The sequence below is a fragment of the Variovorax sp. ISS6 genome, from assembly GCF_056523145.1.
On sequence record NZ_JAWRZC010000001.1, the window covers coordinates 416,683 to 433,976 of the forward strand.

16 protein-coding genes are annotated in these 17,294 nt (G+C 71.0%); 10 read left to right on the forward strand and 6 right to left on the reverse strand.

Going from position 1 to position 17,294, the window contains the following annotated elements; genetic code table 11:
- Positions 1–5 precede the first annotated feature (5 nt).
- Positions 6–707: an ArsR/SmtB family transcription factor gene (locus AC1HIL_RS01880; RefSeq protein WP_057592581.1), complete on the reverse strand. Its 702-nt coding sequence runs from the start codon at positions 705–707 to the stop codon at positions 6–8.
- Positions 708–789: 82 nt separating this feature from the next.
- Between AC1HIL_RS01880 and AC1HIL_RS01885 the strand changes: the two genes are divergently transcribed.
- Positions 790–1,959 carry a cytochrome P450 gene (locus AC1HIL_RS01885; protein WP_479671026.1) on the forward strand — a complete coding sequence of 390 codons (1,170 nt, stop codon included), beginning with the start codon at positions 790–792 and terminating at the stop codon, positions 1,957–1,959.
- Positions 1,960–1,975: 16 nt separating this feature from the next.
- On the opposite strand, the gene AC1HIL_RS01890 is transcribed toward AC1HIL_RS01885, so the two are convergent.
- Both AC1HIL_RS01890 and AC1HIL_RS01895 read right to left on the reverse strand, forming a co-directional pair.
- On the reverse strand, positions 1,976–2,956 hold the full coding sequence (locus AC1HIL_RS01890; RefSeq protein ID WP_479671027.1) for a flavin-nucleotide-binding protein: 981 nt from the start codon (positions 2,954–2,956) through the stop codon (positions 1,976–1,978).
- A gap of 11 nt (positions 2,957–2,967) precedes the next feature.
- The gene (locus tag AC1HIL_RS01895; protein ID WP_261212282.1) at positions 2,968–3,615 is read right to left on the reverse strand and encodes a glutathione S-transferase family protein; all 648 of its coding nucleotides are present in this window, start codon (positions 3,613–3,615) and stop codon (positions 2,968–2,970) included.
- 120 nt (positions 3,616–3,735) lie between these two features.
- Between AC1HIL_RS01895 and AC1HIL_RS01900 the strand changes: the two genes are divergently transcribed.
- Positions 3,736–4,626, forward strand: coding sequence for a LysR family transcriptional regulator (locus AC1HIL_RS01900; RefSeq protein WP_422098290.1), 891 nt, complete (start codon positions 3,736–3,738; stop codon positions 4,624–4,626).
- A gap of 9 nt (positions 4,627–4,635) precedes the next feature.
- Here AC1HIL_RS01900 and AC1HIL_RS01905 read toward each other — a convergent pair whose 3' ends face one another.
- Positions 4,636–5,310, reverse strand: a complete 675-nt coding sequence (locus AC1HIL_RS01905) for a hypothetical protein (protein ID WP_057592586.1) — start codon at positions 5,308–5,310, stop codon at positions 4,636–4,638.
- Positions 5,307–6,182 carry a hypothetical protein gene (locus AC1HIL_RS01910; protein WP_057592587.1) on the reverse strand — a complete coding sequence of 292 codons (876 nt, stop codon included), beginning with the start codon at positions 6,180–6,182 and terminating at the stop codon, positions 5,307–5,309. Before AC1HIL_RS01910 ends, AC1HIL_RS01905 begins: the two co-directional genes overlap by 4 nt.
- Before the next feature lie 241 nt (positions 6,183–6,423).
- Here AC1HIL_RS01910 and AC1HIL_RS01915 point away from each other — a divergent pair, with 241 nt between their 5' ends.
- From AC1HIL_RS01915 to AC1HIL_RS01940, 6 genes are all read left to right on the forward strand, one after another.
- Positions 6,424–7,398, forward strand: a complete 975-nt coding sequence (locus tag AC1HIL_RS01915) for an ATP-binding cassette domain-containing protein (RefSeq protein WP_057592588.1) — start codon at positions 6,424–6,426, stop codon at positions 7,396–7,398.
- Positions 7,399–7,453: 55 nt separating this feature from the next.
- Positions 7,454–8,296, forward strand: a complete 843-nt coding sequence (locus AC1HIL_RS01920; RefSeq protein WP_479671028.1) for an ABC transporter permease — start codon at positions 7,454–7,456, stop codon at positions 8,294–8,296.
- A 1,136-nt stretch (positions 8,297–9,432) separates the two neighbouring features.
- Positions 9,433–10,776, forward strand: coding sequence for a hypothetical protein (locus AC1HIL_RS01925; protein WP_412179640.1), 1,344 nt, complete (start codon positions 9,433–9,435; stop codon positions 10,774–10,776).
- A gap of 144 nt (positions 10,777–10,920) precedes the next feature.
- Positions 10,921–11,727 carry an MHYT domain-containing protein gene (locus AC1HIL_RS01930; protein WP_057597690.1) on the forward strand — a complete coding sequence of 269 codons (807 nt, stop codon included), beginning with the start codon at positions 10,921–10,923 and terminating at the stop codon, positions 11,725–11,727.
- Between the two features lie 78 nt (positions 11,728–11,805).
- Positions 11,806–12,966 (forward strand): acyl-CoA dehydrogenase family protein, encoded by a 1,161-nt coding sequence (locus AC1HIL_RS01935; protein ID WP_296740067.1) that lies wholly within the window; start codon positions 11,806–11,808, stop codon positions 12,964–12,966.
- 153 nt (positions 12,967–13,119) lie between these two features.
- Entirely contained in the window at positions 13,120–13,428 is a 309-nt protein-coding gene (locus tag AC1HIL_RS01940) for a Dabb family protein (RefSeq protein ID WP_261218053.1), read from the forward strand.
- A 3-nt stretch (positions 13,429–13,431) separates the two neighbouring features.
- On the opposite strand, the gene AC1HIL_RS01945 is transcribed toward AC1HIL_RS01940, so the two are convergent.
- On the reverse strand, positions 13,432–14,364 hold the full coding sequence (locus AC1HIL_RS01945) for a LysR family transcriptional regulator (protein WP_479671029.1): 933 nt from the start codon (positions 14,362–14,364) through the stop codon (positions 13,432–13,434).
- Between the two features lie 114 nt (positions 14,365–14,478).
- On the opposite strand from AC1HIL_RS01945, the gene AC1HIL_RS01950 reads away from it, so the two are divergent.
- Entirely contained in the window at positions 14,479–15,522 is a 1,044-nt protein-coding gene (locus tag AC1HIL_RS01950) for a Bug family tripartite tricarboxylate transporter substrate binding protein (protein ID WP_479671030.1), read from the forward strand.
- A gap of 64 nt (positions 15,523–15,586) precedes the next feature.
- On the forward strand, positions 15,587–17,293 hold the full coding sequence (locus AC1HIL_RS01955) for a carboxylesterase/lipase family protein (protein ID WP_479671031.1): 1,707 nt from the start codon (positions 15,587–15,589) through the stop codon (positions 17,291–17,293).
- The last annotated feature ends 1 nt before the right edge of the window (position 17,294 follow it).

The window sequence follows — 17,294 nt, forward strand, 5'->3', positions numbered from 1 at the left end:
CCCGATCAGGCACCCGCGAACAGCTCGGGCATCTCGCGCACGGCCTTGGGCGTGAGCGCCAGCGCGCGGCCGTCGAGCTCCTGGCGCACCCAGCCGCGCTTCAGCGAGAGCTGCAGCCACGCGGCGCCGAGCGCGCCGCCCAGGTGCGGGCGGCGCTCGCTCCAGTCGAGGCAGGCGCAGGCGAAGCGGCGGCGCGAACGCCGCACCGCGTCGACCTCCACGCCCAGGCTCTCGAGCGCGACCGCGCCCTCGGTCGTGAGTTCGTAGGAGCCGCTCGCGAGGCCGCTGAGCCAGCCCTGCGCATGCAGCCGGTCGTGCAGCGCGACGCCCGCCGTGCCGGCCATGTGGTCGTAGCAAGTGCGCGCGCTGCGCAGCCGGCTCGGCGTGCTGGGCTTGAACCCGGCCACGCGCGGCGCGCCGGCCACCACCATCAGGCCTTCGAGCGCGGCCGCCACGTCGTCGTCGGCGAGCCGGAAGTAGCGGTGCTTGCCCTGCACCAGCAGCGCGACCAGCCGTTCCTCCTTGAGCCGCGCGAGGTGCGCGCTCGCGGTCGAGGGCGCGACCTCGGCCACGGTCGCGAGCTCGGTGGCGGTGCGCGCATGGCCGTCCATCAGGCAGCTGAGCATGCGGGCGCGCGCGGGCTCGGCGATGGCGCCGGCGAGGCGGGCAAGCTGGAGGTCCGGGTTCGCGGAGGCGGCGGTGTTCATGCGGCGATCCTAAGGCGCCATGCCATCCCACACTTCGGCCGCGAGCGAAGTGTGGCGGACACGGGCGGCGCAGACTTCGGCCATGAGCACGCCGCACCCCACCCTCGAGACGATGCCCCCGGCCGACCCCGTCAAGGCCGTCGTGCATCCCGATCCCTATCCCTACTACACCACCCTGCGCGACGGCCCGCCGCTGGCCTGGAACGCCACGCTGCGCCTGTGGGTCGCGAGCCGCGCCGAGGTCATCGAGACGCTGCTGCAGGTCCACGGCGCGCTGCGCGTGCGCCCGGCCGCCGAGCCGGTGCCGCGCGCCATCGTCGGCCAGCCCGCGGGCGAGGTCTTCGGCCACCTGGTGCGCATGAACGAAGGCGCGGCGCACCGGCCCGCGCTGCAGCGCGCGCTCGCGGGCCTCGACCTGCAGGGCGCGCATGCCACCGCGCTCGAAACGGCCGCGCTCACGCGCGCGCTGCCGCTGTCGGACGCGCTGTTCTCGATCCCGCTGCGCGCGGTGGCGCGGCTGCTGGGCTTCGGCGATGCGGCGCTGCCGCGGGTCGATGGCTGGATGCGCGACTTCGTGGCCTGCCTGTCGCCGCTGTCGAGCGAAGCGCAGCTGCGTGCGGCGAGCGTTGCGGCGGCCGCGCTGATGACGCGCTTCGAAGCCCTGGTGGCCGACGCACCGGCCGCGCGCGGCACGCTGCTCGCGGCGGTGCGCGAGGCCGAACCCGCGGGCACGCCGCCCTCGCGTGCGCTGCTCGCGAACCTCGTCGGCCTGCTGTCGCAGACCTGCGATGCCACGGCCGGCCTGCTCGGCAACGGCCTGATCGCCTGGCGGCGCGAACCGGCCGCGCGCGAGGCCGCGGCCACGCGCGACGGGCTGCAGATGGTGGTGCAGGAGACCGCGCGCCACGACCCTTCCGTGCACAACACGCGGCGCTTCGTGGCCGAGCCGGTGGACATCGCGGGTACGACGCTGGCCGCGGGCGATGCGGTGCTGCTGGTGCTGGCGGCGGCGAATCGCGACCCGGCCTTCAATCCCGAGCCCGATCGCTTCCAGCCGCTGCGCGCGCGGCGCCGCATGCTGGGCTTCGGGCATGGCCTGCATGCGTGCCCGGGACAGGCGCTGGCCTGCACGCTCGCGGCGGCCGGGCTCGAGGCCCTGCTGCGCGAGCGCCGCGCCGAGGTCGAGCGGCTGCTCGAGCGCGGCTGGCGCTATCGGCCCTCGGTCAACGGGCGCATTCCGCAGTTCGACTGAACACGGCGCCCGGTACTCAGGCCGTTGCCTCGGCCCACTGCCCCATGCGTTCCAGGAACGGCGACAGCTGCGCCGCGCCCCAGCGCAGCGGCAGCGCGCCGGGCCGGCGCAGCACCTGCTGCACGCGCAGCCGCAGCAGCCGCTCGGCGCCTTCGAAGGACGCGAGCTCGGGCCCGTCGATCACGATCTCGGCCGTGGCCGCGACATGCAGCATCTCGCCGCTGTCGAAGTCGACGAACAACAGGCCCGCGCGCGGATAGGCCAGCAGGTTGCCCAGGGTGTTGAAGAAGCGGTTGCCCGTGAAGTCGGGCACCGTCAGCACGCCGCCGCCGATGTCGTCCACGCGCACGAAGCCGGGCCGGCCGCCGCGGTGCGAGACGTCGACGCCGCGCGCGCTGGCATCGACCTCGTCGCCGGCGATGGCCGCGCTCGCGGGATGGGCACTCGCGATGAACAACGTGTCGGCGCGCCGGATCAAGGCGCGTGCCGCGTCGTCGAGCCCATCGAGCCGCTGCACCGCCGCGGGCGCCGAGGCCGGCGGCCGGTAGGCGGGCTCGCGCGCCTGGATGTACTTCGGGCAGTTGCCGAAGCTCTGCTGCACCTCGAGCGTGAAGCCCGCCGCGTCGAGCGCCTCGACCGTGCCGTTCATGCGGTTGCGCCGCCGCGTGTGCGGCTGGATGCCGAGCAGCCCGAGCGTCGCGCCGTCGCGCAGCGAGGCCGCGAGCGGATCGCCGGCATCGGGCAGCGCATCGATGCGCAGGTGCGCCGGGTCGGGCGAATGCGCGAAGCCCGCCGGCGCGGCCAGCATGCTGGCCCAGGGCTGGCCCTGTGCGTCGATGCTGCCGGTGACGAGGAAGGGCAGCAGCGCGAAGAAATCGCGGTGCTGGTCGGGCATGAAGTCGCGGATCACGCGCGGCCCCGCCATGGCCATGACCTCGCGCGAGCCGGCCTGCAGCTGCATCGCGCGCTCGCCGGCGTGGAAGGGGATGTCGATCATGGCGAAAGCTCTCAGGCGGCCCGCGCGACCGGCGAGCGCACCATCGGCACGAAGCCCGGCAGCGCCTCGACGCGCGCGAGCCACCGCCGCACGTTCGCATAGGCATCGAGCGGCACGCCGCCCTCGGGCGCATGGGCCACATAGGCGTAGTTCGCGATGTCGGCCAGCGTGACCGATTCGCCGGCCAGGAAGGGCTGGGCCGCGAGATGCTGCTCCATCACCTCGAACAGCGCATGGGCGCGCTTGCGCACCTCGCTCGGATCGTCGGGCCGGCCGAACAGCGCGTAAACGCGCGCGGCCGCCGGCCCGAAGGCGAGCTGGCCCGCGGCCACCGAGAACCAGCGCTGCACCTGCGCCGCGCCGTAGGCATCGCGCGGCATCCAGCGGCCGGGGTCGGGGGCATAGCGCTCGTTGAGGTAGACCAGGATCGCGTTCGAGTCGGCGAGCGTGAGCTCGCCATCCTCGATCACCGGCACCTGGCCGAAGGCATTGCGCGCGAGGAAATCGGGCGCGCGGTTGGCGCGGGCGCGCATGTCGATGTCGATGGCCTCGAAGGGCAGGTCGAGCAGCGTCAGGAACAGGCGCACGCGATGCACGTGGCCCGAGACCGGCGTGCCGTAGAGCTTGATGGGCCGGGCCGGTTGGCGGGGAGCGGTCATGGGCGAAATCCTCGAAGTGATGGCGTCGGCATCGATTCTTCGCTCTTGCGTCGATCGAATAAATACGCATCCCCGGATTTGACTGCTGCGTTTTTCGGATGAATCCGATCTAATCGCCCGATGGATCGCTTCAAGGCCATGCAGACCTTCGTGCAGATTGCCGACCAGGGCAGCCTGACCCGCGCCGCCGAGGCGCTCGGCAGCTCGCTGCCCGCGGTGGTGCGCGCGCTCGCGGCGCTCGAGGCGCACCTGGGCGTGCGGCTGTTCCATCGCACCACGCGGCGGCTGTCGCTGACCGAGGAAGGCCGCCACTACCTGCCCGCCGCGCGCGAGGTGCTGCTGGCGGCCGATGCCGCCGACCTCGCGCTGCAGGCCGAGGCGCGCGAGCCCGAGGGCCGGCTCGCGATCACCGCGCCAGTGCTGTTCGGCCACATGTACGTGGCGCCCGCGATCACGCGCTTCATGCAGCGCCATGCGCGCGTGCGCTGCAGCGTGCTGCTGTACGACCGCACGGTGAACCTGCTCGAGGAAGGCATCGACGTCGGCATCCGCATCGGCAGCCTCGAAGATTCCTCGCTGGTCGCGCAGACCCTCGGCAGCATCCGCCGCGTGGTGGCCGCGAGCCCCGATTACCTGAAGCGCCACGGCACGCCACGCCATCCGCGCGACCTGGCCGGCGCGCCCGCGGTGCGCGGCCGGATCGACGCGCCCGCGCAATGGAGCTTTCACGAAGGCAGCCGCACCATCCATGTGGCGACCGTCACGCGGCTCGAGTTCAACCACCTCGCACCCGCCGTCGAGGCCTGCGCCGCCGGCATGGGCTTCGGCACCTTCTTCTCCTACCAGGTGCTGCCGCTGGTGGCGCAGGGCCGGCTCGCGCTGGTGCTCGAGGACTTCGAACCGCCGCCGCGCCCGGTCAGCGTGGTCTATCCGAACGCGCGGCTGCTGCCGGCGCGCACGCGTGCCTTCATCGACTGGATGAAGGACGAGTTCACCGGGCTGCGGATGTAGCCCTGTCGCTCAGGGTGCCTCGGGCGGCAGCGGCCGGCCGTCGCACAGCCGCTCGGCGTCGTTGACCATGCCGCGCACGGCTTCCTCGAGGCCGAGGTTCAGCACCGTCATGAACTCGCCGTTGGCGCTGGCCCAGTTGGCGCGCGTGCCCATGCCGTGGTACTGGCGCGAGACGGTGGCGCCGCCCGGCAGCCGATAGTCGACCTTGATCGCCACGTGCGACACCAGGTTGAGGTCGACCGACCAGGCATGCGCGAGCCGCAGCGAGACCTCGGCGCCGAGCTGGCGGCGCGCCAGGCCCGCGGCCGGCGGCGCGGCCGCGAGCGTGTCGAAGCCGTAGCGGCGCGTGGCCAGCAGCGCGTCGCGCACCCAGGGCACGGCATCTCCGCCGCGCAGCGACTCCACGCGGCGCGGCGTGGCATGCACCGTCGGCATCATGCGCGTGAGGTTGCCCATGTGGCTCTTGTTGCGGCGGATGTCGTCGACGCGCGCGACGAACAGCGTGCAGCGCTGCGCGATGCGGAACGCCAGCACCGGGGCCTCGTCGGGCCGCTGCCCGGGCTCGGGCGAGGACTCGAAGACCATGCTCAGCGGCTCGTTCTCGTCGACCGCGTGCGCCCACGGCGTCAGCGCGCAGGCCAGCAGCACGAGCGCCGCGGTGCGATGGAAGCGAAGGCGCGTCATGGCACGGTGCTCCGGATCGAATAGAGCGCCTTGTCCTCGTCGCGGAACAGCACGCGCGGCGCGCCGGCCTGCGTGTCCTCGATGCCCTGGCCGCCGATCACGACCCAGGTGCCGTTGACGTTGAAGCGCGCGGTCTTCACCGGCCCCGCGCGCGCGCCCGCGATGTCGAGCGCGAACAGGCGCAGGGTCTGCATCACCGAGTCGCGCATCACGGCGCGCAGCGCCTGCCCATCGTTGGCGACCAGACGCCGCACCACCGTGGGCCGCGTGCCGCCGCCGATCGGCGACTGGTAGATCGCGCCCGCGCGGTAGACCGGCTCGCTGCCGCCACCCTGCCACAGCAGCGCGGTGGTGCGCGTGGTGAAGGCGCCGAGCCCCGGCTCGAGCGCGTACTGCAGCAGCAGCACGAGGTAGGCGGGCCCGTTGCGCGTGGCCGCGATGCGCGCCTCGTGCTGCGCCTTGGGCGGCATCGCGGGCAGCACCTGCGCCGAGGCGATGCGCAGCGGCGGATAGAGGCCGGTGGCACCGATCTCGCCGAGCGCGATGCCGGCCTCGGTGCGGTAGTCGTAGTCGAGCAGCGGCCCGACCGTGGCGCCGACCTCGGCGCTCATCTCCTTCTGCCGCGCCTGCTGCACCGAGGAGTCGATCAGCGCGCCGATCATGCCGCCGCCGAGCGCCGCGGCCGCGCCGGGCGGCTGGGCCGAGAACATGAAGCTCTCCTGCGCGACCACCACGCGCACGTCGACCTCGGGCAGCTTCGCGCGCTCCGCCGCGCCGATCGAGCGATGGAAGGGCGCGCAGGCCGCGAGCAGCGCGCTGCACAGCACGAGCAGCAGCGCACGCCAGGGCCGCGACGCGGTCGACGCCGTCATCGGCCGCGGCCCCGGAGGAAGAAAGTGCACGGCCTGTGGCGGGTCTGCATGGAAGTTCGGACGAAAGGATGCGTGGACGGAACGCGGCCGGGGCCGGCGAAGCCGCGATTGTGTATCGCTCGCGCGCGCCGTGGACTCGCGATGAACCCTGGTCCTCCGACGGACGGCGCCGCGCGCCGGCCTGCGTCAGAATCGTCGCGTTCCGCGGCCCTCCTCGTCTTTCTCCTTCCAGGTCCAGCCCGTGTACTCCTCCTCCCAAGCTGCCGTTCCCCCCTCGCCGGCCGCCGCGCCCGCCGCGCCGCTCTTTCGCGTGGCGAACCTGCGCAAGCGCTACGGCGACACCACGGTGGTCGACGATCTCTCGTTCGACATCGCGCCCGGCGAATGCCTGGGCGTGATCGGCCCGAACGGCGCCGGCAAGACCACCACCATCCGCATGTGCCTGGGCCTCACCGCGCCCGACGGCGGCAGCATCGAGGCGCTGGGCCTGCAGATGCCGCGCGACGCGCTCGCGATCAAGGCGCAGCTCGGCGTGGTGTCGCAGTTCGACACCCTCGACCCCGACTTCAGCTGCGCCGAGAACCTCGTGGTCTACGGCCGCTACTTCGGCTTCGCGAAGAAGCAGGTGCGCGAGCGCGTGCCGCAGCTGCTCGAGTTCGCGGCGCTCTCGCACAAGGCCGATGCCAAGCCCGGCGAGCTCTCGGGCGGCATGCGGCGCCGGCTCTCGCTGGCGCGCGCGCTGGTCAACGACCCCAAGCTGCTGCTGCTCGACGAGCCCACCACCGGCCTCGACCCGCAGGCGCGCCACCTGATGTGGGAGCGCCTGCAGGTGCTGCTGCAGCAGGGCAAGTCGATCCTGCTGACCACCCACTTCATGGACGAGGCCGAGCGCCTGTGCTCGCGCCTGCTGGTGCTCGACCACGGCCGCAAGATCGCCGAGGGCCGCCCGCGCGACCTGATCGCCGAGCACCTCGAGCCCGACGTGGTCGAGGTCTACGGCAACGGCGCGCTCGCGCTGGCGAACGTCGACGCTCTGCGCGCCCTGGCCGCGCGCGTGGAGGTCAGCGGCGAGACGGTGTTCTTCTACACGCAGGACGCGCGCCGCCTGCTCGAGGCGCTGTCGCAGCACCCGGGCCTGCGCACCTTCCACCGGCCCGCGAACCTCGAGGACCTGTTCCTCAAGCTCACGGGGCGGCAGATTCGCGAGGACGGCTGACGCCTGTGACGCGCCACGCCACGAGAACATCAGAGACACCCACCGATCGCATCGCATGACCACCCCGACCCTCGCCACCGAGCCCTCCTCTTCTTCGCCACCCTCGCCTTCCGCGTGGCGGCCGCCCCAGCTGTCGATGCGCTGGTGGCCCGTGTTCCTGCGCAACCTGCTGGTGTGGCGCAAGCTCGCGATCCCGAGCCTGATCGGCAACATCGCCGAGCCGCTGATCTGGCTCGTGGCCTTCGGCTACGGCATGGGGGCGCTGGTGGGGCAGGTGAGCGTGGGCGAGACGAAGGTGCCCTACATCCTGTTCCTGGCGAGCGGCTCGATCTGCATGAGCGCGATGAACGCGGCCTCGTTCGAGGCGCTGTATTCGGCGTTCTCGCGCATGCACGTGCAGAAGACGTGGGACGGGATCATGAACGCGCCGGTGGGGCTCGACGACATCGTGCTGGCGGAGATGCTGTGGGCGGCGTTCAAGTCGATCTTCACGGTGACGGCGATCCTGTTCGTGATGCTGGGGCTGGGGATCAGCCACAGTCCGAAGCTGTTCGTGGCGTGGCTGGTGCTGGCGGGGGCGGGGGTCACGTTTTCATCGATCGCGCTGATCTTCAATGCGATGGCGAAGGGGTATGACTTCTTCACCTACTACTTCACCTTGTTCATGACGCCGATGATGTTCTTGAGTGGGGTGTTCTTTCCGCTCGAGCAACTGCCTGGGGCTGTGCAGGTGGTGGCGGGGTGGTTGCCGTTGGCGAATGCCGTGGCGTTGGTTCGGCCGTTGTTCATGGATCAGTGGCCTGTGGGGTGGGGTCGGCATGTTGCTGTGCTGGTGGTTTATGCGGGGGTGGCGTTTTGGGTGGCGTTGGCTTTGACTCGGAAGAGGTTCAGGGCTTGATTGGCGTTGCTCTTGTGCCGAGGGCGTGCTTTTTTTTGTTTAGGCAGTAGGCCGGGTCTCGCCCCGGCGGGCGACTCCCTTTCTTTGTCTCGCCAAAGAAAGGAAGCAAAGAAAGGCGACCCCACTGTCTGCGACCCTCCGCTTCGCTACGGGCAACCTGCGGTGCTCGCGTTTCGCGGGGTCTCGCAGAACTCGCTTCGCTCAAACAGCTGCGAGCCCTGATCCGCGAAACGCTGCGCTCCTCGGCGCAGCCAGAGGGGTGGTTCGGGCCGTCGCTGCGCTCGGCCGCAGATACCCGACAGGCCTTCGCTTCGCTCGGCCTCAGCGAAAGATCCAGGGCCTACGCATGCGCACTCACCACACAAGGACGCGCCACGGCGCGTTGACCCTGATCCCCTCTGGCTGTGCCGAGGAGCGCAGGGGAAAGCGGGATAAGGGCCGCAGCTGTCTGAGCGGAACGAAGTGCAGCGAGTTCTGCGGACCCCCGCTTTCCCCGAGCACCGCAGGTTGCCCGTAGCGAAGCGAAGGGACACAGACAGCGGGGTCGCCTTCTCTTTGGTTACTTTCTCTTGGCGAGACAAGAGAAAGTGACTCGCCCGCCGGGGCGAGACCCGGCCAACGGCCCAACCAAGAGGCAGCACCTGAAGAAAACCCGAACCCCTGTCTCACCAGCGACCAATTCCCCCTCCACATTCCCTAGACTCCCCCGCGCGCCTCAAACAACGCCGAACAAAGAGAAGAGAGAAGGAGACCCCGTGCCCACCTGCCCCCTGTTCCGTCGCTTCGCGATCGCCACCACAGCCATCTGGCTCACAGCCTGCAGCACGACAACAACGACAACGAGCCAACCGTCAACGACCCCAGCAGTCGCACAGACACCAGAGCCCACACCCGCACCGGCCACCCCTCTCGTCACCACAAGACCCACAGCCTGGCACCCCCCAGAGCCCCTTGTCCCCCCCTCCTCCTTCTCCGGCGTCCACGGCCTGGCCATCGACCAAAAGGGCCGTCTGCTAGCAGGCTCGGTCCTGGGCAACACCCTCTGGGAAGTCGACAGAAAAACAGGTGCGGCCAAGATCCTGATCGACGCCCCCGAAGGCCAGTCCGACGACATCGCCATCGGCCCTCAAGGCGAGATGGCCTGGACCAACTACCTCATGGGCATGCTGCGCTACCGCGAGAACGACAGCGCCCCCATGCGCGTCCTCGCCAAGGACCTGCCCGGCCTCAACTCGCTGGCCTTCGACCCGCGCAACGGCAAGCTCTACGCCTCGCAGGTGTTCCTCGGCGACGCGCTGTGGGAAATCGACCGCGCGGGCCAGAAGCCGCCGCGGCTGATCCGCAAGGACATGGGCGGCTTCAACGGCTTCGAGGTCGGGCCCGACGGCATGCTCTACGGACCGCTGTGGTTCAAGAACCAGGTGGTGAAGATCGATCCGGCCGACGGGCGCATCACGCCGATCGCCGACGGCTTCCAGATCCCGGCCGCGGCCAACCTCGACGGCAAGGGCAACCTCTGGGTGGTCGACGCGCGCAGCGGCGAACTCGTGAAGGTCGAGCTCGCCACCGGCCGCAAGACGGTCGCGAAGCAGCTCAAGCCCTCGCTCGACAACCTCGCGATCGCGCCCGAGGGCACGATCTACATCTCGAACATGGCCGACAACGAGGTCATGGCCTTCGAGCCCGCCACCGGCGAACTGCGCACGCTCACCGGCGGCAAGCTCGCGGTGCCGGCCGGCATGAAGCTCGACGGCAACGACCTCTGGGTCGCCGACGTGTTCGGCTTCCGGCGGGTGGACGTGCGCAACGGCGAGGTGCGCGACGTGTTCCGCATGCAGCGCGAGCCCGAGCTCGAGTACCCGTTCGCGGTCGGGCTCTCGGCGCGGCTGTTCGCGCTGAGCTCGTGGTTCACGGGCACGGTGCAGCTGGTCGACCGCCAGACGCTGAAGACGGTGGAGACGATCCACGGCCTGAAGGCCCCGTTCGACGCGATCCCGATGCCCGATGGCAGCGTGATCTACGCCGAGATTGCCACCGGCAGCATCACGCGCGCGAGCGGCGCGAAGTTCGCCGAGCGGCAGGTGATCGCGAGCGGGCTCAACGGGCCGGTGCAGATGGTGATCGGCCGCGACGGCGCGCTCTACGTGACCGAGGCGGCCGGCAAGCTGCTGCGCATTCCGCTCGATGCCAGCGCGCCGCTGCGCACCATCGCCGACAAGCTCGCGCTGCCCGAGGGCCTGGCGCAGACGCCCTGGGGCAGCTTCGTGGTGGCCGAGAGCGCGGCGCGGCGGCTGGTGGAGATCGACCCGGCCGATGGCTCGCGCCGCACCATCGCCGAGAACCTGCCGATCGGCCTGGCGCCCGGGCCCGGACTGCCGCCGCCCTATGTGGTGACCGGCGTGGCGATCGGGCCCGACGGCACGGTCTACATGGCGGCGGACCGGAACAACGCGATATACCGGATCCGGCCTCAGCGCTGAAAAATTAAGAAAAAAGTAATCTAAACGGAATTGTAAAAAACCAGTTTACTTTTAAAAACAAACATTACAAACTCGCCCGGAACGGTCCGGTACCACCGATTTCCGGAGGCGAGCGGTGCCGTTTTTGCTGTCGAAAGGACAACCATGACACCGCTCGTCGCAGGCCAGCTGCTGTCGCCCGAGTACTCGCTGGGGCTGGTGGCACTGTCGTACTTCATCTCCTTCGCCGGCTCGCTGACCGCGCTGATCTGCGCCGGCCGCATGGTCGGCGCCGACGGCCGCCCGAACTTGGCGGCCGTGGCCTGCGCCGCGGTGGCGCTCGGCGGCATCGGCATCTGGTCGATGCACTTCATCGGCATGCTGGCGTACCGGCTGCCGATCTCGATCGCCTACAACATGCCGCTGACCGTGGTGTCGCTGGTGGCGGCGATCCTGATCTCGGGCATCGCGCTCTACCTCGCGGGCGGACGCCGCAAGTTCAGCCGCGCGGGCTGGCTCGCGGGCAGCCTGCTGGCCGGCCTGGGCGTGTGCGTGATGCACTACATGGGCATGTTCGCGATGAACATGCGCGCCTCGATGCAGTTCGACCCGATGGCGGTCGGGCTGTCGGTGCTGATCGCGATCAGCGCCGCGGCCGCAGCGCTGTGGCTGGCCTTCAACGTGCGCAAGCTGAGCCTGCAGATCGGCGCCGCGGCCGTGATGGGCCTGGCGGTCTGCACCATGCACTACGTGGGCATGAGCGCGGCCACCATGGTCTGCACCGCCGCCGCCCCGCTCGACGCGCTCGCCATCGGCGGCAGCTACATGGGCCTCACGGTGTTCGGCACGGCCGGCGCGGTGCTGATCTTCATCTACTGGGTGCTCACCGGCAACAGCATCGAGTCGCCGATCTCGGCCGCCTCGAACGCGCGGCCGGCACCGGCCACGGCGCGCCGCGCGCGCACCAGCTAGTTGGCGCAAGCCCCGCGGCCGGGGCGCGCCTAGAGTTCCTGCGATCGGGGCCGGGAGCGCCCCGCCCGTATGGACACCATGCACTACACGCACGAACACCTCGAGATCCAGAAGACCCTGCGCCGCTTCATCGACGAGGAGATCAATCCGCACGTCGACGAGTGGGAGGCGGCCGAGACCTTTCCCGCGCACGAGGTCTTCAAGAAGCTCGGCAACCTGGGCCTGCTGGGCCTCAACAAGCCCGAGGCCTACGGCGGCGGCGGCCTCGACTACTCGTACGCGATGGCGCTGGCCGAGGCGCTGGGCCACGTGAGCTGCGGCGGCGTGCCGATGGCGATCGGCGTGCAGACCGACATGTGCACCCCCGCGCTCGCGCGCTTCGGCAGCGACGAACTGCGCCGCGAGTTCCTCGCGCCGGCGATCGCGGGCGACACCGTGGGCTGCATCGGCGTGTCCGAGCCGGGCGCGGGCAGCGACGTGGCCGGGCTCAAGAGCCACGCGCGCAAGGATGGGGACGACTACCTCATCAGCGGCCAGAAGATGTGGATCACCAACAGCCTGCAGGCCGACTGGATGTGCATGCTGGTCAACACTGGCGACGGTCCGGTGCACCGCAACAAGTCGCTGGTGATCGTGCCGATGGACAGCCCCGGCATCGAGAAGGCGAAGAAGATCCGCAAGATCGGCATGCACTCGAGCGACACCGGCCTGATCTATTTCGACAACGTGCGCGTGCCGCAGCGCTACCGCATCGGCGAGGAAGGCCAGGGCTTCGTCTACCAGATGCAGCAGTTCCAGGAAGAGCGGCTGTGGTGCGCGGCCAGCTCGCTCGAGCCGATGGACGACTGCATCGCGCAGACCATCGAATGGGCCCAGCAGCGCAAGCTGTTCGGCGGCACGCTGGCCGACCAGCAGTGGGTGCAGTTCAAGCTGGCCGAGCTCAAGACCGAGGTCGAGGCGCTGCGCGCGCTGACCTACCGCGCCTGCGACCTGCACGTGCAGGGCCAGGACGTGACCGAACTGGCCTCGATGGCCAAGCTCAAGACCGGCCGGCTCACGCGCGAGGTGGCCGACACCTGCCTGCAGTTCTGGGGCGGCATGGGCTTCACGCTCGAGAACCGCGTCTCGCGGCTGTACCGCGACGGCCGCCTGGCCTCGATCGGCGGCGGCGCCGACGAGGTGATGCTCGGCATCCTCGCGAAGACCATGGGCATCGCGAAGCGGCCGCCGCGCGGCTGAGCCCGGAGCGCCGCCAGCGGAAAACTGTTCTCCAGCCGCGAGGCGGTCTTTCGCGCCGCGCCTGCATACCATCGTCCGCACGCCGCGGGCTCCTTTCCTGCCCCGCGGCAGCTGGAGCCCTCGCGTGATCTTCGTCCTTCATTCCCCCGCGCCATGTTCAAGCACATCGTGATGTGGGACCTGCGCGCCGACACGCCCGAGGAGAAGGCGCGCGCCACCCGGTTCGTGAAGCAACAGTTCGAATCGCTGCGCGGCCAGGTCCCGGGCCTGCTGCGCATCGAGGTCGGCATCGATTCGAGCCGCGTCGCCTATGCCTGCGACGTGGTGCTGTATTCGGAGTTCGACAGCCAGGCCGCGCTCGACGGCTATGCCACGCATCCGGCGCACCTGCGCGTGCGCGAGGCGCTGGGCGATCTGCGGATCGCGCGGCACCAGGTGGATTTCGCGGCCGACCCCGGCTGACGGCTACCCCTGCTCGGCCGCCGACTCCGCGCGCGCCAGCGCCATGCAGAAGCCGCGCACGATCTGCAGCGCGGGCGCCTCGGTGCGGCCCTCGAGCGTGACGAAGGCGAACTGCGCATCGAGCCCGGCCTGCGGCGCCACGGCCAGCTCGATCAGTTCGCCGCCGTCGCGCAGCGCGCGCGTGACGGCGAGCACGCCGAGGAAGATCGCGTCGGTGTTGCGCACGGCTTCCACCAGCACGCCGATCTCTTCCGAGGACACCTGCAGCCAGCGCTGCGGACTGGCCTCGCTGCCGTAGCGCTCGACCAGGCGGCGCGCGACGTCGTCGCTCACGCGCGTGGAGATCAGCGGAAAGCGCGCGAGCTCGGCGAAGGCCAGCGCGCCCGCCTCGCGCAGGCGCTGTGCCAGCGGATGGCCGCGCCGGCAGACGAAACCCGAACGCAGGGTGGGCAGCACCTCGATGCGCAGGTCCTCGCTCGGCGAGAGCGCGCGGTAGGTGATCAGCAGTGCATCGATGGCACGCGCGCGCAGCGCCGCGAGCTGCTGCTCGGGCCCGCCGCCGTGCAGCTCGAGGCCGACGCGCGGGTAGTCGCGCAGCATGTGGATCAGGAGCGGCGCCGAGAACAGCGCGCCCGGCGCGGCGCCCAGGCCCAGCCGCAGCTGGCCCGCCTGCCCGTCGCTCAGCAGCGCCGCGGCCCGGCGCAGCTCCTGCGCCTCGCTCGAGATGCGCCGCGCACGCGCCAGCACCATCGCGCCGAAGGGCGTGAGCTCGTTGCGCTTGCCGATGCGGTCGACGAGCGGCATGCCGAGCTCCTGCTCGAGCATCTGGATGCTGCGGCTGAGCGCGGGCTGCGTGAGGTGCACCTTCTCGGAGGCGCGGCTGAAGGAGCCGGTTTCGGCGAGCGCGAGCAGGTGCTCGAGTTGCTGCAGGTTCATGGCGTGCCGATCATGAGTCCAGATCATGATAAGCAGAAAAACAATGCATTGGACAGATAGATGGGCGATTTCTAGCATCCGTCGCGTACTGCTTTCGACCCAAGGAATCGCCCCATGCACGGCTTCTCGCAACGCTTCTCCCGGCTGTCGTCCGGGCTGTCCCGCCGCCGCGGCGCCCTGGCGCTCGCCGTGGCCTTCGCCGGTCTTGCGGCCGTGGGCACCGGCGCCTGGGCGCAGCCCGCGGCCTTTCCCTCCAAGCTGGTCACATTGATGGTGCCGTACCCGGCCGGCGCGGCCAGCGACTTCACGGCGCGCGCGCTCGCCGAGCCCGTGGCCAAGGCGCTGGGTGGGCAGGTGATCGTCGAGAACCTGGGCGGCGCGGCCGGCGCCATCGCCGCCAACAAGGTGCTCGCGGCGCCGGCCGACGGCCACTACCTGTTCCAGGGCTCACCCAGCGAGCTGATCCTCTCGGGCATGGTCAACAAGAGCGTGCGCTACCGCCCCGAGGACTTCCAACTGGTGGCGCCGGTGGCGATCTCGCCGCTGGTGGTGGTGGTCAACGACAAGCTGCCCGCGCGCACGCTCGACGAGCTGGTGGCGCTGGCGCGCGCCCGCGGCAAGGACGCGCCGCTGAGCTACGGCTCGACCGGCCCGGGCACGCTCTACCACCTGCTGGGCGAGCTGTTCGCCAGGCGCGCCGGCGCGAACGCCACGCACGTGCCCTACAAGGGCGGCGCGCCGCTGCTGCAGGACCTGCTCGGCGGCCAGATCGACTTCGCCTTCATGCCCTACCAGGCCTTCTATGCCGACTACGCGCGCCAGGGCAAGCTGCGCGTGATCGGCGCACTCTCGGGCGGCCGCCTGCCGGCGCCCTTCGAGGACGTGCCCTCGAGCGCGGACTCGGTGTCGATGAAGGGCTTCGACTTCAGCATCTGGACCGCCTACGCGGTGAAGAAGGGCACGCCGCAACCGGTGGCCGAGCGGCTCAACGCCGCGATCGAGAGCGGGCTGACCAATGCCCATGCGCGCGCCCAGCTCGAGGCGCAGGCCAAGACGATCTTCCAGCCGATGAGCCTGGAGGCGGCCGAGAAGTTCTACCGCGCGGAGATCGCGCGCTACCGCGAGCTGGTGCGCACCGTGGGCTACGAGTCGCCCTGACCGCGCCGCTTTTTCTTTCCCCCACCGACTGAAGAGAGGCCGCTCGCCGGCCCGAAGGAGACTTATGACCCCCCTCGATCGAAGGGCGCCTCGTCGCGCCCTGCCGCTGGCCCTGGCCGCGATCCTGTGCACCGCCCTCGCGGCCTGCGGCGGCGGAGGCGGCGGTGCCGCGAACTTCGCGCTGCCGCCGATCGCCACGCCCGCGCCGCCACCGCCGGCCGCGCCCGATCCCGCGCTCGCCAGCACCACCGAAGGCCCGGTCGCGGGCCAGCGCCAGGACGGCCTGGTCGCCTTCCTCGGCATTCCCTATGCACGGCCGCCGGTCGGCGACCTGCGCTGGGCGCCGCCGCGGCCGCCCGCTGCGCACGACGCGACGCTGCAGGCCCAGGCCTTCGGCACCGCCTGCCTGCAGGCGCCCGAGACCAATGTCGACGGCCGCTCGGCCGAGGACTGCCTCTACCTCAATGTCTGGAGGCCCGCGGACGCGAAGCCCGGCGACCGGCTGCCGGTGCTGGTCTACATCCACGGCGGCGCCTTCGTGCTCGGCTCGGGCTCGCAGGCCTCGGGCACGCTCGCGGCGCGCGGCGGCGTCGTGGTGGTGAGCTTCAACTACCGGCTCGGCGCGCTCGGCTACCTCGCCAACCGCTCGCTGCGCGCGCTCAACCGCGACGGCAGCCTCGGCAACTTCGCGCTGATGGACCAGATCGCCGCGCTCGAATGGGTGCAGCGCAACATCGCTTCGTTCGGCGGCGACGCGGGCAAGGTCACGATCTGGGGCACCTCGGCCGGCGCCACGCAGAGCTTCTCGCTGCTGCAGTCGCCGAAGGCCCGGGGCCTGTTCCACCGCGCCGTGATGCAGAGCGGCGGTGGCGGCGAATATTCGAACCAGGGCATGGACACGGCGCTGGGCATCGGCGATGCCGCGGTCGCCAGGCTGGGCTGCGCCGGCCAGGCCGACGACGCCGCCACCGTCGCCTGCCTGCGCGGCCTGCCGGCCTCGGCGCTGCTGGCCGTGGGCGGCAGCAAGTGGCGGCCCACGGTCGACGCACAGGTGCTCACGCAGGTGCCGGCGCGCGCCTTCGAGAGCGGCAACTTCAACCAGGTGCCGGTGATGATCGGCGGCGTGTACGACGAGGGCACCCTGTTCGTCGACAGCAAGCTCGGCGCCGACGTCTACCCGTTCTACCTGCGCGGCCTCGCGCCCGCGGGCTTCGACACCACGGCCATCGAGGCGGCCTACCCGCTCTCGCGCTTCGCGGTGCCGGCGCAGGGCGTCGCGCGCGCCATCGGCGACGGCATGTACGCCTGCGGCAACAGCGCGCGGCGCGGCGCGCTCTCGGCCTGGGTGCCGGTCTACGGCTGGGAGTTCACCGACCCGGTGCTGTCCTTCCCCGCCAGGCCCTCGGCCTTCTACTACGGCAGCGCGCACGGCATGGACAGCTTCTATTTCGGCGACATGGCCGACCAGCTCGCGGGCTATCCGTACCTCGATGCCGCCGACACCACGGCCGCGGGCGGCGATGCCGCCGTGGCCACGCAGCGCCGGGCGCTCGCCGCGCAGATGAGCAGCTACCTGCTCAACTTCGTGCGCAGCGGCGATCCGAACCAGGGCACGCCGGTCGCCACGCCCTGGCCGCGCTTCGCGTCCCCGGCCGACCCCGCGCTGATCGCCTTCGGCTATCCCGCGATCGGCGTCACGCGCGGCGACTTCGAGCGCACGCACCGCTGCGACACGCTGTGGGGACCGGGCGTGTTCCCGCCGATCTACTGAT